The sequence below is a fragment of the Dellaglioa sp. CoH-55-MRSF-6 genome (genome assembly GCF_056782215.1).
Genome location: NZ_JBXAYJ010000003.1, coordinates 105,890 through 127,789 on the forward strand (window position 1 = coordinate 105,890; position 21,900 = coordinate 127,789).

General features: G+C 33.6%; 19 protein-coding genes. 13 read left to right on the forward strand and 6 right to left on the reverse strand.

Features of this window, described 5'->3' with window-relative positions; translation table 11 throughout:
• Positions 1-24 precede the first annotated feature (24 nt).
• Positions 25-1,260 (reverse strand): aminopeptidase, encoded by a 1,236-nt coding sequence (locus AC1RPK_RS04270; RefSeq protein WP_481761556.1) that lies wholly within the window; start codon positions 1,258-1,260, stop codon positions 25-27.
• A gap of 152 nt (positions 1,261-1,412) precedes the next feature.
• Here AC1RPK_RS04270 and wecB point away from each other — a divergent pair, with 152 nt between their 5' ends.
• The gene (gene wecB / locus AC1RPK_RS04275; RefSeq protein ID WP_481761555.1) at positions 1,413-2,555 is read left to right on the forward strand and encodes a non-hydrolyzing UDP-N-acetylglucosamine 2-epimerase; all 1,143 of its coding nucleotides are present in this window, start codon (positions 1,413-1,415) and stop codon (positions 2,553-2,555) included.
• Positions 2,556-2,573: 18 nt separating this feature from the next.
• Positions 2,574-3,209, forward strand: coding sequence for a uridine kinase (gene udk, locus AC1RPK_RS04280; RefSeq protein WP_481761554.1), 636 nt, complete (start codon positions 2,574-2,576; stop codon positions 3,207-3,209).
• Between the two features lie 123 nt (positions 3,210-3,332).
• Here the strand turns inward: udk and AC1RPK_RS04285 are convergent, their stop codons facing one another.
• The 5 genes from AC1RPK_RS04285 to AC1RPK_RS04305 all read right to left on the reverse strand — a co-directional run bounded on the left by AC1RPK_RS04285 (position 3,333) and on the right by AC1RPK_RS04305 (position 9,885).
• Entirely contained in the window at positions 3,333-5,084 is a 1,752-nt protein-coding gene (locus tag AC1RPK_RS04285) for an MFS transporter (protein WP_481761553.1), read from the reverse strand.
• Positions 5,085-5,147: 63 nt separating this feature from the next.
• The gene (locus AC1RPK_RS04290) at positions 5,148-7,988 is read right to left on the reverse strand and encodes a YfhO family protein (protein ID WP_481761552.1); all 2,841 of its coding nucleotides are present in this window, start codon (positions 7,986-7,988) and stop codon (positions 5,148-5,150) included.
• Between the two features lie 19 nt (positions 7,989-8,007).
• A complete protein-coding gene (locus AC1RPK_RS04295) occupies positions 8,008-8,970 on the reverse strand; it encodes a glycosyltransferase family 2 protein (protein WP_481761551.1) in 963 nt (320 codons plus the stop codon).
• Between the two features lie 40 nt (positions 8,971-9,010).
• The gene (locus tag AC1RPK_RS04300; protein WP_481761550.1) at positions 9,011-9,424 is read right to left on the reverse strand and encodes a GtrA family protein; all 414 of its coding nucleotides are present in this window, start codon (positions 9,422-9,424) and stop codon (positions 9,011-9,013) included.
• 2 nt (positions 9,425-9,426) lie between these two features.
• The gene (locus AC1RPK_RS04305; RefSeq protein ID WP_481761549.1) at positions 9,427-9,885 is read right to left on the reverse strand and encodes a flavodoxin; all 459 of its coding nucleotides are present in this window, start codon (positions 9,883-9,885) and stop codon (positions 9,427-9,429) included.
• A 151-nt stretch (positions 9,886-10,036) separates the two neighbouring features.
• Between AC1RPK_RS04305 and map the strand changes: the two genes are divergently transcribed.
• The 11 genes from map to AC1RPK_RS04360 all read left to right on the forward strand — a co-directional run bounded on the left by map (position 10,037) and on the right by AC1RPK_RS04360 (position 21,876).
• Positions 10,037-10,819: a type I methionyl aminopeptidase gene (map, locus tag AC1RPK_RS04310; RefSeq protein ID WP_409022111.1), complete on the forward strand. Its 783-nt coding sequence runs from the start codon at positions 10,037-10,039 to the stop codon at positions 10,817-10,819.
• Between the two features lie 152 nt (positions 10,820-10,971).
• Positions 10,972-11,841 (forward strand): UTP--glucose-1-phosphate uridylyltransferase GalU, encoded by an 870-nt coding sequence (gene galU / locus AC1RPK_RS04315; protein ID WP_481761548.1) that lies wholly within the window; start codon positions 10,972-10,974, stop codon positions 11,839-11,841.
• 101 nt (positions 11,842-11,942) lie between these two features.
• On the forward strand, positions 11,943-12,836 hold the full coding sequence (locus AC1RPK_RS04320) for a YihY/virulence factor BrkB family protein (protein ID WP_481761547.1): 894 nt from the start codon (positions 11,943-11,945) through the stop codon (positions 12,834-12,836).
• A gap of 32 nt (positions 12,837-12,868) precedes the next feature.
• Positions 12,869-14,614, forward strand: coding sequence for an MFS transporter (locus tag AC1RPK_RS04325; RefSeq protein ID WP_481761546.1), 1,746 nt, complete (start codon positions 12,869-12,871; stop codon positions 14,612-14,614).
• A gap of 286 nt (positions 14,615-14,900) precedes the next feature.
• On the forward strand, positions 14,901-15,884 hold the full coding sequence (locus tag AC1RPK_RS04330; RefSeq protein WP_481761545.1) for an LCP family glycopolymer transferase: 984 nt from the start codon (positions 14,901-14,903) through the stop codon (positions 15,882-15,884).
• A 13-nt stretch (positions 15,885-15,897) separates the two neighbouring features.
• Positions 15,898-16,641 (forward strand): YveK family protein, encoded by a 744-nt coding sequence (locus AC1RPK_RS04335; protein WP_481761544.1) that lies wholly within the window; start codon positions 15,898-15,900, stop codon positions 16,639-16,641.
• Positions 16,642-16,664: 23 nt separating this feature from the next.
• The gene (locus tag AC1RPK_RS04340) at positions 16,665-17,390 is read left to right on the forward strand and encodes a CpsD/CapB family tyrosine-protein kinase (RefSeq protein ID WP_481761629.1); all 726 of its coding nucleotides are present in this window, start codon (positions 16,665-16,667) and stop codon (positions 17,388-17,390) included.
• Between the two features lie 44 nt (positions 17,391-17,434).
• Complete coding sequence (locus AC1RPK_RS04345) at positions 17,435-19,264, forward strand: polysaccharide biosynthesis protein (RefSeq protein ID WP_481761543.1); 1,830 nt, start codon at positions 17,435-17,437, stop codon at positions 19,262-19,264.
• A complete protein-coding gene (locus AC1RPK_RS04350) occupies positions 19,264-19,854 on the forward strand; it encodes a sugar transferase (RefSeq protein WP_481761542.1) in 591 nt (196 codons plus the stop codon). The genes AC1RPK_RS04345 and AC1RPK_RS04350 overlap by 1 nt, the downstream gene beginning before the upstream one ends.
• A complete protein-coding gene (locus AC1RPK_RS04355) occupies positions 19,847-20,731 on the forward strand; it encodes an NAD-dependent epimerase/dehydratase family protein (protein ID WP_481761541.1) in 885 nt (294 codons plus the stop codon). The genes AC1RPK_RS04350 and AC1RPK_RS04355 overlap by 8 nt, the downstream gene beginning before the upstream one ends.
• Positions 20,728-21,876, forward strand: coding sequence for a glycosyltransferase (locus AC1RPK_RS04360; protein ID WP_481761540.1), 1,149 nt, complete (start codon positions 20,728-20,730; stop codon positions 21,874-21,876). The genes AC1RPK_RS04355 and AC1RPK_RS04360 overlap by 4 nt, the downstream gene beginning before the upstream one ends.
• Positions 21,877-21,900: the final 24 nt, after the last annotated feature.

Consider the following 21,900-nt stretch of genomic DNA (forward strand, 5'->3'; position numbering starts at 1 on the left):
GTTTATACCTTTTTATGTGATCATTTATGCCCAATCCCCATTACGGAAAACGGGTACTGTACTGCCATCCTCACGAAGCCCATCAATTGACATGTCAGATGAGCCGACCATGAAGTCAACGTGCGTTTGGCTTAAATTTAAACCAGCAGCGGCTAATTCAGTATCGTTCATTTTAGTACCATCCTTAATAGAGAAGGGATAAGCGGAGCCAAGCGCTAAATGGTCACTGGCATTTTCATCGAATAATGTATTAAAGAACGTTATTCCTGATTGTGAAATTGGAGAAGGGTCTGGAACTAAAGCAACTTCACCCAATGATTTTGCGCCATCATCAGTCTCTAGTAAGTGCTGTAAAACTTCTTCACCTTGTTCAGCAGTTGCTTTAACAACCTTACCTGCTTCAAAAGTAAATTTCATACCACTCAAAGTAGTTCCTGCGTAGCTTAATGGTTTTGTTGAAGAAATGTAACCATCAATACGTCTAGAATCAGGTGCGGTGAAAACTTCTTCGGTAGGCATGTTAGCCATGAATTCATGACCTTGTGCATCAAATGAACCGGCGCCTTCCCACAAATGATTTTTAGGGAGACCGATGACGATATCTGTCCCTGGGGCAACATAATGTAAAGCAGAAAATTGTTCTTTATTTAATTCTTCAGCTTTTGTGCGCAATGTTAAATCATGTTGATGCCATGCTTCAATTGGATCTTCATGATCAATACGTGTTGTTTTAAAAATTTCTTCCCAAAGTCGTGAAACAGCAAGTTCGCCTTTTAATTCAGGAAAAACGAGTTCAGCCCAAGCAGTATCTGCGGCAGCGACTACAGTCCAACTAACGTCATTATTTTGAGTTGCTTTACGTAATGGACGTAGAGCTTGACCCATAGCTTTTTGGCGTGAGGCAATCTTTTCAGAAGGGATACCAGCAAAGGCATCAGGATCATCTGACATGACTGAGATGCGAGATGCTTTTTTAGCAACCCAATCTTCAACTTCTGAGGTTGCATAACCAGGAACGTCGACTAAACGGTCTAGTGGAGCAAATTCAAGGAATGATTTCGAGACATGACTATCTGCCCATTTAACGATAACTTCACTTGCGCCAGCAGCATAAGCTTCATTGACGATTAAATGAGCTAATTTTTGTTGGGTTACGGAAATTTGTAGGACGATTGTTTGGCCTTTTGAGACGTTAACACCGACTTTGACGATTAATTCAGCATATTTTTTAAGTTGATCTTCAAAATTTATTTTTGACATAGAAAGACCTCCAAATTTATTTATGAAATAATGATAACATATTAATGAGAAAATGATTAATAATTAGGCTATTAAATTTTTGTTAACAAAATCAGAATTTTGTCTTTTCTTTGGTATAATAGTAACTAATATAATCATTGAGGAGGCCAATTATGAAAAAAGTAAAAGTGATGACTGTTTTTGGGACGCGTCCAGAAGCAATAAAAATGGCACCTGTTGTCTTAGAGTTAAAAGAACGTACGACGGAGTTTGAAACAGTAACTGTCGTAACAGCACAACATCGCCAAATGTTGGACCAAGTCTTAGAGATATTTAAAATAACGCCAGATTATGATTTGAATGTGATGCACGCTAACCAGACATTAAGTGATACAACTCGAAATGTTTTACAAAAATTAGATGATGTTATTAAAGTAGAGCAGCCTGATATTATTTTAGTTCATGGTGATACAACAACAACATTCGCCGCTAGTATTTCAGCTTTTTATAATCAAGTGGCAATTGGACACGTTGAAGCGGGATTACGGACTTGGGATAAGTATTCACCGTTTCCAGAAGAAATGAACCGTCAACTAACAGATGTACTGGCAGATATGTACTTTGCCCCAACTTCGCAAAGCGAAACTAATCTGTTATTAGAAAATCATCCAAAAGAAAATATTTTTGTAACAGGTAACACAGCCATCGATGCTTTAAAACAAACAGTTCAAAAAGAGTATGACCATGATGTTCTATCAGAAGTAAATCCTGCGAATAAAATGATTTTACTCACGATGCATCGTCGTGAAAACCAAGGTGCACCTATGCGTCGTGTTTTCGAAGTGATTAAATCTGTCGTTAAAGATCAGCCAGATGTTGAAGTCGTTTATCCGGTTCATTTAAATCCAGTTGTTAAAGATTTAGCCGAAGAAGTCTTAGGTGGAGAACAGCGCGTTCATCTAATTGAACCGCTTGATGTGGTTGATTTTCATAATATCGCTGCAAAAAGTTACTTTATTATGACGGATTCAGGTGGTGTTCAAGAAGAGGCGCCATCATTAGGAAAACCAGTTCTTGTTTTACGTGATAACACAGAACGTCCGGAAGGCGTGAAGGCGGGTACATTGAAGTTAGTTGGAACTGACCCTGTGAAAGTCAAAGAAACCATGCTATCATTAATAACTAATAAGACAGAGTACGAACGAATGGCAAATGCTAAAAATCCTTATGGAGATGGGCAAGCAGCTAAACGAATATTAGATGCCGTTGCTTATCGATTTGGAGATAGTCAGCAAGAACCTGAACGTTTCGAATAAATGGAGGATTTCTAAAGCATGAGCAAAAGAACAAAACGTCCCATTATTATTGGTGTAACAGGTGGTACTGGTAGCGGTAAGACGACGGTTAGTAATGCTATTTATTCACAATTAGCTGGCGAATCAATCATGATTTTACAACAAGATACTTATTATAATGATCAAGCTGAAATGAGTATGGAAGAACGTAAAGCAGTGAACTATGATCATCCACTCGCGTTTGACAACGAACAGATGATTAGTGATTTGGAACAATTGTTGGATAATGAAGCAATTGATATGCCTGTTTATGATTACACACAGTTTACTCGTTCAAGTGAGACGATCAGAACAGAACCTCAAGATGTTATCATTGTTGAAGGAATTCTAATTCTAGGGGACGAAAAGCTCAGAAGTTTAATGGATATTAAAGTTTTTGTTGATACAGATGATGATTTACGTATTATTCGCCGTATCACACGTGATATGAAGGAACGTGGTCGCTCATTACAATCAGTTATTGATCAATACGTTAAAACGGTTAAACCAATGTATAATCAATTCATTGAACCAACGAAACGCTATGCGGATATTATTGTGCCAGAAGGTGGCGCAAATACAGTTGCTATTGATTTATTGTCAACTAAAGTCCGTGACATTTTACAACAAGACTAGCTAAAAAATCTCATACCAAAAAGTCCCCAAAAGTCTCATGACTTTTGGGGACTTTTTGGTATGAAAAAACTGTTGTTGGTAATAGCTTTTACGCTATTACCAACAACAGTTAGAGTGGACTTGTCATTTATGAACACTATTTTTGTCTAGTTTTCTATTTATAAAATGGAGTGTTATCATCGATAAAATACTAATAATCCAAGTTAAAATGACGAAAAACAAACGCCATGTAGTGATCATTTCCGATTGATATCTAAGCACTACACGATTACTCCCTTTTTTTGTTGCCTTAACAGTAGGGACACCTAATGCAGATAGAGATAATCGGTGTAATTGACTTCCATTTAAGGAGAGCTCTGAATTATTATAAACGACAATAGGAAGTGCGATGGATTCACCTTTTTTTGTCGCATGCCATTTAAGGATTAAATCACCATTTTTTGTAACAGTCTTAGTGATATTAGGACGATTCCTAACAATATCTTTCTTGTATTCTTTTTTATTATATGTTGTCTTTTGTTCTTGATTATTTGGTAAATAATCTGGGGCTATTTTTTTAACCACCTTTAATCCTTTTGATAAATCAGAACTAGTAAAATTAGTTCTAATTTGATCACTCGTTAGATGATTTGAAACGACAACGCTCCCTTTATAAATAAGAGGATCATTGGAATTCCAGAGCTTATTTTGCTGTTGAATATCAATATATGATTGACCTAAAATAAAAAGACTACTAATGATTAAAAATAACTCGCCAAACTTTTTAGGCTTAAATGAAGGTAGCTCAGAAAGAGAGTTGCCAAAACCAGCAAGTAATAAGACAGTTGCAAAACCATAAAAGCGGTAAGGAAATTGTAAAAAACTTCGAAGCTGTGGTATTAGATTCGATATTGTCGTCCAAGGAACAAGATTTGTTGATAACAGGAGAAATAAGGCTCCTAATAGTGTCATTAGCTTATTAGAAAGTGATACTTGTGACCACCTAGAAAATAGTAAAACAAATTGTAAAATGAAAATAACGCTCATAAATAGTCCTATAGATGAAGCGCTATAGCTAGTTGTTGAAAAACGCATTGTAGCACTAGCCATATCTAAGTGAGTGTAAGGCGAGTACAGCGTATTTCTTGTGAAAATTTCTAGCATAGCGCCCCAAACATTAAAGGTTAGAACAATAGTTAGAAGGGCCGCTAAGAAACATTTTGATAAAAGCTGTAATTTTTGATTTGTCTTGTAAAAACCGACAACAAAGAAGATAAAGATGACGCCAACCGACATTAAGGCACTTAAGACATGAATTTGAATAAGCGCTGAAATCAATAATGCTAATGGTAGTACTTTTAAATCCTTAGCATTATTTTTAATCATTTTAAGCCCGAGGATGACAATTAAGGGCATTAGCATAACGCCCCAAGACATAAAATTCTGGTTAATTGACCAACGGGTAACGTAAAAACTCCCCATAAATAGACTAGCAATCAATAATGAAATTTTCTTAGAGGATTGAAGCTCTCTAGATAGAAAATACATTGAGTAACCACTAATAAAGAAAATTAAAAAGGAGGTTATGATTTGAAATAAAATCCAATTATGAACAATTAAGAGTAAGATACCTAACAGATAAGCAAAACCTGGTCCATATAAGGCGTTAATAATGCGACCACTCTGTAAAAAACCATAGTTAGTTTGAAAATAACTAAAGTTACCTGTTTTAAATTGGATATAGGTATCGTAAATACGATTGAAATGAAAAAGCGAGTCACCACCTAAGACTAGACTGTGGTTGATTATTTGTGGAAGAACTAAAAATAAACTAATCAAAAAGATGGTTGTAAATACGATTAAACGATTTTTAAGATAACTGACTTTATTTAACAAGATAGTAAACCCCTAATAGATTTATTTAGTAGATGAGGTCATAATAATATCATTTATGTCTAATTAAAGTCTTCTTAAACGTCTCCAAATTAGAGGTGTTAAACTATAACTCCCCCAAACAATGAGGCCAAAAACACTTAAAAGAAAACCAGTTGATAAGCCAGGTGTTTGATAACTATAAATGATATGATGAGTTCCTTTTTTTAATTTTAAGCCAATAAAAGCGCTATTTGTTTTAATAACGGGCACGCTATGACCATTATCAGTCGCTGTCCAACCTGTAGAGTAAGGGATAGATGATGTTAGGATACCTAATTTATTTGTTGTTATTTTGCCACTAACTCTATTTGTAGCAAATTTTAATGAATTTAATTTATTTTTCTGGATTTTTTTAACATCATTTGTGTAAGTTTGACCAAGCGGAACGGCAGTAATTTTAAGGTTGAATGAGTAAGTCCCTGAATTTGATAAAAGTAAATCCAAACTTTTGGGCATTTGTTTTTGATAGCCCATATTTAGGGTAGCATCAGATAAAACTTTAAAGAAAGAAAGATTTTCAATACCCAATTGCTCAATCGTATTAGTCGTTAAATTAGATTTAACCCCGATCGAATAGCCTGTATTGGAAGAACCTGTCGTCAGTTGCTTCCTAAGCGATTTCTGTGCTGACCGGGGACCATTCGTATCTAATAACTGGTTATCTGGTTTCGTAGTATTATTAAAAATAGCCATATTCACTTGTTCTTTAGAGGACAGTGATTGGTGCTTAATGTTAGTTAATGAAAGATGCAATTCAGAATTTTGATATTTTTTTGCGTTCTTAATGTCAATCTGATAGCTATCTGAAACAGGATTATTACGATAGTGATTATTGGTAATACGTGTTTTTGTTTCGTTAGGTTCTCCGGCGTTCACTGTTTTTACAATTGTATAGGCAACGTTTTCAGTATCAAATGTTGATTGTTTCTGGTTAAATCCGGATGTATCCGCGATACTAACGGCTTTAGCTAATTGACGTTCTTGATCAGAAGCGGATAATTTAGCAGTTTTTTGATTTGAAGTGACATCAGATTGCCAATAAATTAATGGAAAATTATTCTTAGTTTCATAAAGATTGGTTTTCTCAGGTTTATTTTTATTTTCAGATTTAGTTTTGAGTAATGTATAACCATAGGGGATCTTTGACTCATTTGGCTCATTTGAATGAGTAAAGAGATACTTAACGCCAAAAAAGTTATTAGCGATTGTTCGATCATCAAAATTTTCAATCGGAATATTATTGTTATATTGAGCATTTTGTAACCTGTTTGAAAATACTCCGACTGCGCCATTTTGAATCGAGTAGTATGAGTTAATTAAATTTAAATCATTATTTAAATTATTTCGTAACATGTAGTTAGAACCAAAGTTATAATTTTGGCTAATCGTTGAAACACGAAATGAGTTAGATTTAGGAAGAGAATTATCTAATCCATCAAATAGATTAGATGATAGTTTCTGGTAACTACCAGAGGGCATTAAAGTCTTACTATAAAAGTTAGTGAAAGGTGATGCAAAAGAAACCCCAGTAAAGATCAAGTTCACTAGGATAAGACCGAATATGATTCGACCAGAATTTTTATTTTGACGGTAAAGTAAGATTGCGACAAAAAAAGAAATTAAAAAGATAACAGGAATGAAAATTTCTGTCGTCCCATTAATATAAAAGGGTAATGATACTAAAAGTAAATAGATACCAAGACAAATACTGAGGTATTTAATTTCAGGCAACGTTATTTTTTTGAGAGAATCAATGAAGAAGGCACTTCCAAGTGAAATGGGAACAAATAATAATAGAATCCAACGATTAGAAGGGGCTTGAAAACCATTAAACATCGCACCAAACATTGGGAATAGTAACATAATCAACCCAATTGAAAGACTCGTTGTCATTAGTGGGTAGTGTTTCCAATGGTAAAACAGATGGAATAATGCTAGAACAGCTAAACTACTAAAGCCAAATTTAACCCAGAAAGAAGATACTCCGCCAGCAAGTAATTGAGCAGGTAAATTAATGTAGTAATAAGCGGGGAAAGAGGTCAAACCATTTGCGAATAGACCACCTGACCGAGTTGAACTAAAGACCGCAAGAATTGACGGTAGCATGATAAAGGCAGAAATCAGTAAACTGATGACTGTACTGATTAAAAAAGTGCCCGCTGTTTTAAAGAAACTGAGATTTTTTCGATAATAATAAATGAAACGTAGTACTAAATATACAAAAGCACCGATGCCTAAGACTATGGCGAAGTAAAAGTTACTGATAAACATCCATGAAAAAGCAAAAATGAAGAAATGTGGTTTAAACCCTTGTAAAATTTTTTCTATTCCGACAATTATAAGTGGAAAAAGAATGAATGGTGTTAGGAAAAAAGGTTGCATTAGGGATGAATAAAGTGAAAAAGAAGTGAAGGTATAAATGATTGCCCCACCTAAGATCGCGCTATTCGTTAATTTAAAGTGTCTCGCAAAGAAGATAAATGATAGCCCCACGCAAAATAACCTCAAAATGAGTGTGAGCTGGTAAATAGTCACAACGGCACTTGAGGGAAATAATAGCGTAATATAGGCGAATACGTCTCCAATAACGTAATAAGCAAATGTTTGAAATTGATCTGCGCCAAGCCCTAATTTCCAAGACCACATTTGGAGTGGTTGAAAGGGATGGTTGATGAATTCACCAAGTAGTTGACGATAATTTTCTAATACAGGTAGATGCTGTTCAGCAGGATCATGACTTTGAATTAAAGAGTATCCAGCTAGTTTGTAAGTTCCAAAAATAAGAACAGCTAAAATTGCAAAAATGATAATGTAATAAAGATAGGTCATTTTTGATTTTTTTAGATCGAAACGAAACTTCTGCATAGCTGGAATCCCCCTATAATTAATCCTTTTTTGAACTGAAGACGTCTGATTCTTTAATAATATAGACGGGTCTGTTTTTGACTTCTAAGAAAATTTTACCTAAGTATTTACCAAGAATCCCAATACAAAACAATTGAATGCCACCCATCATTAAGATAACTGAAATCGTTGATGGCCAGCCAGCTGTTGGATCACCATAGAGTAACGCTCTAATAATAATAAAGATAATTGCAAAAAGAGAGCCAACAAATGATAGGAAACCAACAAATGTTGCAATTGAAAGAGGTACTTCTGAAAAGGCTATGATACCGTCTAATGAATATTTGAATAAGCCCCAGAAATTCCAACTTGTTTTACCAGCAACACGTTCTTGATTTGTGTATTCTAAGTATTCCGTATTAAAACCAACCCAACTGAAGATACCTTTTGAAAAACGATTGTATTCTGACATTGATAAGACAGCATCAACCATTTGACGGGTCATTAAGCGATAATCGCGGGCACCATTAACAATCTCAGTATCTGAGATGCGATTTATTAATTTGTAGAAAAGAGTAGCGAATGCAGAGCGAATCACAGGTTCACCTTGACGAGTTGTCCGACGTGTCCCCACACAGTCGTAGTCATTTTCTGGATCTTCTAAAATAGCTAACATCTTAGGCAAAAAGCTGGTTGGATCTTGTAAATCAACGTCCATAACAGTTACGTAATCGCCAGTCGCTTTTTGTAAGCCACAATATAAAGCAGCTTCTTTTCCAAAATTTCGTGAAAATGAAGCATAATGGACTGTTGCTGGATGATCTTTTTGTAATTGGCGCATTTCTTTGAGGCTGTTATCAGATGAACCATCATTAATAAACCAATATTCTAATCGGATATCTGGTAAATTGATAGACTCCTTTTCAACCGCATCAAAAAAAAGCGGAATAGATTCTTGTTCGTTGTAACATGGCACAACGATTGAAAGAACTTTGGTTGTCATAAATAAAGTGCCCCCTAGGATGAATTTACTGAATTTTATTTTATGATTTTTTGAAAATAAATAACTTACTAAAAATATAATTAATTAAAACGATGAAAATTTGATCAAATAACTTAACGAGTGATGCATCTAAGTGTAAAACAGAAACACCAATTGTCATAATTAATTGATCAATGACTAATGATAGAAGTCTAAAGCCAAAGAAAGATAAAACTTCACGTATTAAACCTGAAACATGAGTGTTCTTTGAGCCAAATACCCAAAGCTTATTAGTGACGAATGCAAAAACAACCGAAACAAACCATGCAATTACGTTTGCAAATTGATAATTTACACTAAGGTATGATTGGAAAACAACAAAAGTAACGATGTTAATTAGGGTTGTTAGACCACCAAAAATTAAATACGAAATTAGGGCATAATGTTTATGAAATAATTCATTTATTTTATTCATGACTAGTTTTCACTGCTAGTTACTTTATCAAATAGCTCTTTAGCAAAAGCTTCTAATTTAGTGATATCTTCTTCTTCAGGTGCTAAATCGATTTTTAGATTAGCTGAACCCTTTGTTGCGCCTGCTTCTTCGAAAGCTGAACCAAACTTATCAACAGCAGTTCCAAAAAACTCACCATAAAATGTATCGCCAGAACCGGCAACACCGAATAATTTACCGGTTAAATCAAGCTCCTGTAAGTCTTCATAAAAGTCCATGCCTTCATCAGGAAGTGAGCCTTCGTCATAAGTATAAGGAACGACAACGCTGATATCGAAGTTAGTTAAATCAGATGCATCTGATTGTGAGATTTCTTCCATCTCAACTGTTGCACCTAAATTTTCAAATGCTTCGGTAATAATGTCAGCGATGTCTTCATTATTACCTGTAATTGTTGCAAAAATAACTTTAGCTGAAACCAAACTAAATTCCTTCTTCCATATTAAAATAGTAGTTAAAGTATATCAGATAAAAAAACGATTGTGAAAGGAATTGAGTATCTCGTAACAAATTCTATACAATTGCGGTATAATAGTTGAGAAGAATTATTTATTATAGGAGGAAACAAATTAAATGATCACATTAAAATCAGAACGCGAAATTGAAGAAATGCGTGCTTCAGGTGCTATTATTGCAGGGATGCATAAGGGATTACGAGATATTATAAAACCAGGTATTTCTAGTTGGGAAATTGAAACTTTCTCACGTAAGTATATTGAAAGCCATGGTGGTGTTGCTGAACAAATTGGCTTTGAAGGCTATAAATATGCGACTTGTGTCAGCATTAATGATGAAATTTGTCATGCTTTCCCACGTAAAGGGTTAATTTTAAAAGATAATGATTTAGTTAAAGTAGATACAGTTGTTAGTTTACATGGCGCAATGAGCGATTCTTGTTGGAGTTATGTTGTTGGTGAATCTACACCAGAAATTGATAAATTAATGGCAGTAACGCATAAAGCCCTTTACTTAGGAATTGATCAAGCCGTTATTGGTAACCGTATTGGTGATATTGGTCATGCTATCCAAACTTATACTGAAGACCAAATGGGCTATGGTGATGTTCGCGAATACGTTGGACATGGCATTGGACCTACCATGCATGAAAGTCCTTCCGTACCTCATTATGGTCAAGCTGGTAAAGGATTACGTCTTAAAGAAGGGATGACAATTACTATTGAACCCATGATTAATATTGGCGGTTGGGAATCAGAAAGTGATGATCCTAACGGTTGGACAACAAGAACTGCTGACGGTAGTTTGTCGTGTCAATATGAACATGTTATTGTTATCACAAAAGATGGTCCTAAGATTTTAACCTCTCAAGATCCAGAATTTGATGCGAAATATTTATAAAATAGATAGCTACAATGAACTGCTAACTTAATTGTTTAGCAGTTTTTTTGTATAATGTAGCGGATTCATGATAGAATTGTAATATTCGTAGAGTTTGAGATAAATTAATGGGATTTTGTATATCGTATAAAGAAAAAAAGGAGAAGTTAATTATGAAAGTTAGAAAAGCAATTATACCTGCAGCAGGTTTGGGAACTAGATTTTTACCAGCAACAAAAGCAATGGCTAAAGAAATGTTACCTATCGTGGATAAACCAACGATACAGTACATTGTTGAAGAAGCTAAAGCAGCAGGGATTGAAGATATTTTAATTGTTACGGGTAAAGGGAAACGCCCAATTGAAGATCATTTTGATTCAGTACCTGAATTGGAAGCTAATCTTAAAGCTAAAGGTAAATTAGAACAATTAAAAATGGTTGAGCAAACAACTGATATTAATTTGTTCTTTATTCGCCAGTCACATCCTAGAGGTTTAGGGGATGCTGTTTTAATGGCTAAAGACTTTGTTGGTGATGAACCCTTTGTTGTTATGTTGGGTGATGATATCATGCAAGATAAGGTACCATTAACAAAACAATTGATGGATCGCTATGAAGAAACACATGCTTCAACATTGGCTGTAATGGAAGTCCCACATAAAGAAGTATCAAAATATGGGGTTATTGCACCACAAAGTGAAGTGTCAAAAGGGCTATATGATGTTGAAAAATTTGTTGAAAAACCAGCTGTTGATGAAGCACCAAGTGATTTAGCTATTATTGGTCGTTACTTGTTAACACCAGAAATCTTCGGGATGTTAGAAACACAAGAACCTGGTGAAGGTAATGAAGTCCAATTGACTGATGCTATTGATCGTTTAAATAAAGTGCAACGTGTATTCGCGCATGAATTTAAAGGTGATCGTTATGATGTTGGAAATAAATTCGGTTATTTAAAAACAAGTATTGATTTTGGTTTGAAACATCCAGAAGTTAAGGATGAACTTAGAGAATACATTAAAGAGTTATCTAAAAAATTATAATAAAATTAGAAGATTGGGCTGATTTTAAATGCTCAATCTATTTTTTTGTCTAAATGTGATACAATTTATTCTTATATAGATGTATTTCGCGGAGGAATCGTATGAAAAGTAAGTTCGTTCAGTTTATTAAAATATTTAAAACACAATTTATTAATGCCGATGTTAGTAATTCTTCGGTTATTATTGCGTACTATACGTTATTATCGATTTTTCCAGCAATTATTTTTATTGGTAATTTAATACCAATGCTTCATTTAAAGGTGTCCGTTATTTTAGAATATGTAAAAGTTGTGATGCCATCCGCGATATATAGCATTTTAGCACCGTTTATTGAATCGTTTCTGAAAAATGGAAATGGTGGATTATTGTCAATTGGTGCTGTCGTAACGTTATGGACGACAAGTAAGGGGATTAATGCATTGAAGAAAAGTTTCAACCATGCCTATAGTGTTGAAACGAAGCAAAATCCAATTGTTGGGCGAATTGTATCGTTTGTGTTAACGATTGGGTTAGTTATCTCCTTAGGTGCTATTATTTTGTTCTTTGGGTTCAGTCAAATAGTAGTTGAGGTGTTGACACCCATTTTACATTTGCCGGGAGAATTTTTAACTGTGATTACCACGGTTAAATGGCCTGTCGCCTTAATCGGTATTTTTATTATTATTTTATTACTTTATCGGATATTACCTAGTGCAAGACTTAGGTTCAGGGCAGTTTTACCAGGGGCAATTTTGACAACCATTGGGTGGATTTTATTGACCCAAGTATTTTCGATATACGTGCAGTATTTCGGTGGCGCTTTTAGTAGTTATGGTGCAATCGGAACAGTAATGATTATGTTATTCTGGCTGGATTTTGGGGCATGGATAATCATGCTAGGTGCTGTTCTTAATGCATCGATTGCTATTGTTCGACATGGTGAAGTTGAAGCACAATCTATTCAGCTAAATAGCTTATTTAAGCAATATAAAAGTCGATTTAGTAAGAAAAAATAAAATATTATAAATCGTTAGGGGAGGTAAGTTAATTGAAAAATAAGTCGATTAATTTAAAAAATCATGTCGGTGTATTTATTGTTATGTTTAGTGTGAGCTTGTTTTTAGTCTTACCTCAGATACTCGCACATAGTTTAGTTTTAGGTTCTGATTCTTTATTTCATTTTAATCGTATTTACGATATCTATATGCAATTTAAAACAGGCAATTTTAACTATTTCCAAACAAATTACGGGTTTCAACAAAGTGGTCGGATTATCAATGCTGTGTATGGGCCTGGATTTGCTTATCTGCTAGGTGGGTTGCTACTACTCGTACATAGTTGGTTTAATTTTCAGGTTATTTCTTCTTTTTTAATTTTCTTTATTAGTGGTTACTCAATGTATTTACTAGCTAAAGAAATAACTTCGACCAAAGATATCTCACTATTAATGGCTGTTCTTTTTATGGGTAGCTTGTGGATTGCGCGATGGTCAACTGAGCAAAATTTTATGGCTTGGGGTATCATGCTAGTGCCACTAGTTGTTTTAATGGGTGTTAAAATGATCAAAAATAACGCAGAAGGATTGCGAATTCTACCCTTAGCGTTAACCATGTCGGTAATGATACAGGTACATGTTTTAAGTGCCTTGATGTCGATTGGTGTCCTATTCGTTTTTTTTATAGTTGGTTTTATTCAAACGAATCAAAAATCGAAACTATTATTAACCTGTTTTTGGGCGGGGTTATTATCGTTAGTTCTGACATTTAATGTTTGGGGTGCCATGTTAGATGTTTTCGCAAACAATAAATTATACGCACCGCACGTTAATGTGATGATGTCCAATTCAACTATGAATTTATCGATGGGGGGGCCAACGCTTACTAAAATTGGTTTGGTTATGAGCTTCATATTTGTAGTACAAATTAGTTTATTGTTTATAAAACAAGCAAAATTTACGGTTACTAATAAAGTAGTAACTAGTTTAGGTTTAGTTTTCTTAGTCTTAACGTCAAAATTAGTTCCTTGGACGGATTTAGCCCAGGTTATCCCATCAATACAAAGTTTCTTGCAATACCCACGTCGCTTTGAAGGGTTCGCTGTAGTTTTATTATTAGCGGGTTTTAGTGCAACACTATCAAGTAGTTCATTTAAAAATTATCGGAAGTATATTGATCTATTCTTAATTGTTGGAGGTCTTGTTGTCGGAGTACAATCGTATTTAGAAATTCAAAAAAGTAATGAAGCATGGCATACTAATCAGTCGATAGTTTCTCCCAATAATGTTGATATCGCAGATAATACGAGTAACGAACAGATTACCAAAGCATTTATGAGTTCAAATCTAGATGATGGTTTAAAGTTGATTACCAAGGCATCGCCAGACTATTTACCTAATAATCGAGTATTAAGTGAACGTCCTTATCATGATTATCGATTAGACATGAAAAAAAATAAAGATGAAGTAAGTAAAACGATTAATAGTGAAGGAAAGTTAAGTCTGAGTTGGAACGCAACAAAAAAAGGAAATGAGATTTCTTTACCCGCGATAGTCTATAATAATTCAACTGTTCAATTAAATGGTAATAGCCTTGATCCTAAAAAAATGACCTTGTCAACTATGGGTAGTCCAACCGTTAAAGCAACTAAAATAGGTACAAATAGGTTAGTCATTGGTTATCATACGAAAATAATAACAAGAATTAGTTTAATCATCGTTCTAGCCACTTGGATAATTAGTTGCGTTAGTGCTGTTTTTATAAAAATCACTGATTATAAAAAAGAAATTAAGTTATGATATAGTTTTAACAAGTAATAGGGACTTCAAAAAGAGAACATAATTAATGATGTTCTTTTTCTGTATTAAAAATGAAATATAATACTTTTAAATATAACGTATAATTAAAAGTGTAGAGCACTACAACTTTGAAAGCGTGGTCAAAATGTTTAGAATATCATATCAGTTGACAATAAGATTAAACAATGATTAGACAAACGATTTTAAGTTTCATTTAAGTCTGGTAACATGTATAATAAATTATTGTGTCATTGTATACATCTAAAAAATTTAGGGGTAATTAATTATGAGTGAAGATAATATTAAACACCAAGGTAGCCACAAGAAGCATCATCATAAAAAGAAAAAAATGAGTACACTGAAAAAATGGGGGATTGGTGTCGGAATCGTCGTTGCCGCACTATTGGTTATTGGTGGTGTGTTGATGGCGAAGGTTTATCTAGATGCAAAAGACGTTGTAGATAATACATATCAAAAAGTAAATGTTAAAAGTAAACGAACAACCGGGAGTGTCTCTCTTGATAAAGAGGCGCCTTTCTCAGTTTTAATTTTGGGTGTTGATACGGGCGAAGATGGGAGAACAGATCAAGGTCGATCGGATACAATGATGGTTGCGACAATTAATCCTAAAACAAACTTGACGACATTAACGAGTTTACCTCGTGATACGAAGATTCCGATTACAGGTCACGGGACAGATAATAAATTAAATGCTGCATATGCTTATGGGGATGTTTCCTTAGCGATGGATACTATTCAAAACTATTTAAATATTCCAATTGATTACTATGTTCAGATGAATATGAAGGGCCTGGAAGAATTAACGGGTGCCGTTGGTCCAATTACGGTCAATAATCCATTTGCTTTTTCAGCGGGAAGGCATCAATACGTAAAAGGTGATATTGAGTTAACTGAAAGTAATGTTTTAGACTTTTCTAGAATGAGACATTCTGATCCTAATGGTGATTACGGGCGTCAAAAAAGACAACGCTCGGTTGTGACTGAATTAGGTAAAAAAATAGCTTCTATTGATGGTGTCACAAATTATCAAGCAATTTTGAGTGTACTTGAGAGCAATATGAAAACAAATTTGAAATTTTCTGATATGAAAAAAATAGTGACTCAGTATCGTAGTGCTATAGGCACAATTAAAGATGTTCAACTTCAAGGACAATCACAAATGATAAATGGTGTGTCGTATGAAGTTGTTCCATCAGCACAAGTAACGAAAGTATCCAACATGATCAGAAAACAATTAGACTTAGACTAGGAGAATTATATCAATGGAAGAGACAATCAATCTTGAACAAGTTTTTAGCATTTTAAAGAAACATCTTAAATTAATTATTGGGTTAATAATTGCGGGGGCACTATTAGCATTTTTTGTAACCATGTTCTTTATGACGCCAAAATATAACTCGACTGTTCAAATATTAGTTAATAGAACAGAAACTGCCAATAATGTAGGGGCTGCTTACAATACACAGCAAGCAGATGTCCAAATGATTAATACGTATAAAGACATTATTCAAAATAAAATTGTACTAGATCCTGTGAGAAAAGAAATTGCTAAAAAAGATAATTTCGTTGGTACGAGTGATGATTTAAAAAATCAGATAAGTATATCAAATCAAGAAAATTCACAGGTTTTTAGTGTAACTGTTAAAGATACTAATGCATATCGCGCGGCTGATATTGCAAACTCTGTTGCTGATACGTTTAAAAATAAAATAAAAAAAGTGATGAAAGTTAATAATGTAACAATTGTTGCTGATGCAGTTGCAAAACCTAATGCAGTATCACCTAATAAAAAGATGAATGTATTAATAGGTCTGTTACTAGGGGGGCTTATCGGAATTGGGATTGCATTCGCAATAGAACTTTTTGATAAAACAGTTAAAAACGCTGATTTTTTGACAGATCTTGGTCTTTCAAACTTAGGTATGATTAACCATATTGACGAAACTAATAAGAGTCAAGGACTTTTTGGACAATCAACACCAAGAAAAAGAAAGCATACTAATTAAAATAGATAAGGGGTTATTGAATGATGAGTTTATTAAAAAAAGATAAAAAGTTATCAACTGATAGTATTGATAACGGTGTTGGATTAATTACTGTTACTCAACCAACATCAACGATTGCAGAACAATTTAGGACTGTACGTACGAATATCCAATTTTCAAGTGTTGATAAAGAAATGAAAGTTATTATGGCGACATCATCAGGTCCATCAGAAGGCAAGTCAACAGTTATAACTAATCTTGCTGTAACATATGCTAATCAAGGACTGAAAGTATTGTTAATTGATGCCGATATGCGTAGACCAACTGCGCATCAAACTTTTGGTTTGAGTAATGAAACCGGGCTTACAAATTGTTTGACTGAAAAAAGTATTGATGTTGCAAAAGCAGTTGAAGAAACACCAATTGAAAATTTATATGTTATGCCTGCAGGTCCTACTCCACCGAACCCTTCAGAATTATTGAATACAAAACGGATGGATTCTTTAATTACAGCTGTCGCTGAACAAATGGATATGGTTATCATCGATACACCACCATTAATTTCTGTAACAGATGCACAAATTGTTGCAACAAAAGTTGATGGTACAATTTTAGTTGTGAGACAAGGTGTGGCAAATAAAGGTGCCGTTTTGAAAGCAAAAGAATTATTAGATACCGTTCATGCAAGAATCATTGGGACGATTTTGAATGATGTTTCAGGTAGTGATGAGTCAGGTTATTATGGTGGGTATTATGGCTATTATAAATAATAATTAAGTAGACGTAGGATAATTTAAGGAAGCAGGGATTATAGGTGACTAGGAAAAGTAAACAGGTTGTTTTAACTGGATTGGATAGTTTGATTTGGGTAGTTTCAATTTCATTATCGAGGTTATTTTTAGGGCCGTATATTAGTTTTAGTAACTCTGATTTATTGGAATTTGGGTGTATATGTTTGATTTTATACCTAATAATTGGATACTCATTAAACCTCTTTTCTAAAATTAATAGGTATGCTAGCTTTAAAGAAATAATTGCAATTTTTATTGCAATAACAATTACAGCAGTTATTAGTAATATTAGTTATTTTTTCATAAGTTCAAATTATAGTATTCGTTTTGGAATATTAACTTATTTACTGGCCCTCCTTTTTATTGGTGGCAGCCGATTTGCATGGCGCTATCTTGTTGAAAATATCTTTAATAATGAAGAATCAGAAACATTAATTACAACATTAATAGTCGGTGCAGGGGATGGCGCAGAAGCTTTAATGGAAAGAATACAAAGAGATAATGCCGACTTGAATGTTATTGGATACGTCGATAATGATATTCAAAAACAAAAAATGTGGATGATGGGTAAGAAAGTTTTGGGAACTTTCCAAGAAATTCCAATGATTGTCGAAGAATACGATGTTGAACAGGTCTCAATTGCTATTCCTTCATTAAGTCCCCATAATTACGAGGACTTGTTAGATATTTTAAATCCTCTAAAAGTTAAAATTAATCGCATGTCAAGTTTTGAAGATATGTTAGAAGACAATAGTGATTCTAGAAAAATGCATGAGATTGACGTTGTTGATTTACTGGGTCGACAAGAGATTAAACTTGATATGGCTAAGATTGAAAGCAAAATATATGGTAAAACAATTTTAGTTACAGGAGCGGGTGGCTCTATTGGTTCAGAAATTTGTCGACAGGTTAGCAAATTTGGTCCTAAACGACTAATTTTACTAGGACATGGAGAAAATTCAATTTATTTGATTCATCAAGAATTAAAAAATCTTTATGCTGGGAAAATTGAAATTGTGCCGATTATTGCGGATGTTCAAGACCGGGCACATATTTTTGACTTAATGGCACAATATAAACCAGAAATAGTCTATCATGCTGCAGCACACAAACATGTACCATTAATGGAAGCTAACCCAACTGAAGCCATTAAAAATAATGTTTATGGTACGAAAAATGTTGCTGAAGCTGCTAAGTCTGCAAATGTGAAATCATTTGTAATGATTTCAACTGATAAAGCAGTAAATCCGCCTAATATTATGGGGGCAACGAAACGTCTCGCTGAAATGATTGTAACTAGTTTGAATGAACCAGGTCATACAAAATTCGCCGTTGTTCGTTTTGGTAATGTTCTTGGTAGCCGTGGTAGTGTTGTACCACTGTTTAAGAAACAGATAGCTAAAGGTGGACCAGTTACTGTTACTGATCTTAGAATGACAAGATTCTTTATGACAATTCCTGAAGCTAGCCGTTTAGTGATTCAAGCGGGGACGCTATCTAAAGGTGGAGAACTATTTATCTTAGATATGGGTAAACCGGTTAAAATTGTTGATTTAGCACGAAAAATGATTAAATTAAGTGGATATACTGAAAACGATATTGATATTGTTGAGTCAGGTATGAGACCTGGAGAGAAACTGTATGAAGAATTATTAGTAAGTAGTGAAAAACAGCAAGAGCAAGTATTTGAAAAAATTTTCTTGGGTAAAGTAACACCATACAAGATTGATGAAATTATGAGTTTTGTTAAGAGTGTAGAGCCGTTAACTGGTACTGCTTTGAAAAAAGAAGTTATTAGATATGCACATACTCATAATGGTGAACCCTCAATTGATTCGGAAGGTATGCGTTAATGTATAAAAAATATTTTAAAAGAACAATTGATTTTGTTATTTCTTTAGTAGGCCTTGTACTTTTATCGCCTATTTTTTTAATTATCGCAATTATTGTTAAAGTCGATTCGAAAGGCCCTATTTTCTTTGTACAAAAGCGGGTAAGTATTAATAAAACCTACTTTGGTATTTTAAAATTTAGGACGATGAGAACTGATACACCTGATGTACCTACTCACTTATTGAAAGATCCGGATGCTTTCATTACTCGCTCGGGTAAAATTTTACGAAAAACGAGTCTTGACGAATTACCACAAATTATTAATATTTTAACAGGTAAGATGAGTATCGTTGGTCCTCGACCAGCACTTTGGAGTCAAGAAGATTTAATTAACGAACGTGAAAAGTACGGCGCTAATAACGTTTACCCAGGGTTAACTGGATTAGCACAAATTAGTGGGAGAGATGAATTATCTATTGCTGAGAAATCAAAAATTGATGGTGATTACGTGCAACTTTTATCTTTTTCAGAAGATTTAAAAATTTTTTTTGGAACAATTACATCAGTTTTAAAGAGTGATGGTGTAAAGGAAGGTAAGAGTGATGACTAAACGAGTTTTGATAACCGGTGCACATAGTTATATTGGAGGGGCATTTAAAAGCTGGATTAATAAATCAGAATCGGAAGATATATCAGTTGATATGATGAGCGTTCGAGATGATAAATGGAGAGGAAAAAATTTTGGTCTATATGATGTAGTACTTAATGTTGCGGGTATTGCACATGTATCTTCGGATCCGAGTATGGAGGATCAATATTATAAAGTAAATAGAGATCTCGCAATTAATTTGGCTAAAAAAGCTAAATCTGAGGGAGTGAAACAATTTATTTTTTTATCAAGTATGATAGTATATGGTGAAAAAAATGGACTACAAAATACTAATATAATTACTCGAGAGACAATAATGAACCCAATTGATTTTTATGGTGATAGTAAGCTACAGGCAGATGTAGAAATTCAAAAATTAGCAGACGATAACTTTAAAACGGTTGTTATCAGAACTCCGATGGTTTACGGACCGAATAGTAAGGGTAATTTTCCAAGGCTACTGAAGTTAGCTGAGAAATCCCTGATTTTCCCAAGTATTAACAATGAACGAAGTATGATTTATGTAGATGTATTAACAGAATTTATCAAACAGATAATTATTAATGATGCATCAGGCCTTTATTTCCCTCAAAATAAAGAATATGTTTCTACAAGCGATGTAATCAAAGTAACAAGGAAATTATTAAGAAAGAAAGTATACTTTATCTCTATTTTTAATCCGCTTATTTCTCTATTATCAAGGAAGTTTCGTGTTTTTAATAAAATATATGGTAGTAAAGTTTATGATAAAAAAATTAGCGAGTGCTCTTTCGAATATACATTAGGACTTACATTAGAAAATACGATAACGAAAATTTTAATGGAGGATAAGAAATGAAAAAAGTTTTAATCGTTGCGTCGGTTGCTTCAATGATTGAACAATTTAATATGGATAATATCAGAATATTACAAGAATTAGGATATAATGTGGAAGTTGCAACTAACTTTTATTCCGCTGGAACTATACCAGATGATATGGCTAATTCCTTAAAAAAGAAGCTTGAAGGAAAAAATATAATTTGTCATCAAATTGACTTTTTAAGAGGAATTGGTTCAATAAAAGCAAATAAAAAAGCATATAATCAGCTTGAAAAATTAGCAAGTACAACTACCTATAATTTTGTGCATTGCCATTCACCGATGGGAAGTGTATTAACTAGATTAGTTTTTAAAAATAATAAAGAAACTAAAATTGTTTATACGGCACATGGCTTTCAGTTCTTTAAGGGCGGGCCGAAAAAAGATTGGATATTATTTTATCCTATAGAACGTTACTTATCTAAATATACGGATATTTTAATAACAATCAACAATGAAGATTACTCAATTGGAAAATCTTTTGGTATAAAAGAAGTTTTACATGTGCCTGGCGTTGGAATAAAATGGGAACAATTACGAGAACAATCAACTAATATCGATGAATTGAAAACTGATTTAAAGATAAGTAAGAATAGTAAAGTGATGATTTCTGTAGGTGAATTATCTAAGCGGAAAAATCATATTGTGGGAATAGAAGCAGTAAATAAATTGAAAGATAAAATTGATATTACATATATTATATGCGGTGTTGGAGATCAAAGAGATTTATTAGAAAAAAAAGTGAAAGAGTATGGATTAGAAGAAAAGATTATTTTTACAGGTTATTCTGAAAATATTAAACAATATTTAGATATAGCAGATTTTTCTCTTTTTCCATCTAAACGAGAAGGATTAGGACTAGCGGGATTAGAAGCTATGGCTACTGGTCTTCCATTAGTAAGTACTTACTTAGGGGGGATCAAAGATTACACAGAAAATGGTATCAGCGGGTGTGTAGTGGATGATCCTACTGATATTTCCCAGTTTGTGAAAGCTATAGAAAATTTACTAGGCATCAATGATAAAGAATACGAAAAAATTGTTAAAAACAATATTGAAGTATCAAAAAAATATAGTATTAAGAATGTAAATGAAATTATGTATAGTTTATATTCTAAAATTTAAATTATGCGATGTTGTCTATAAATT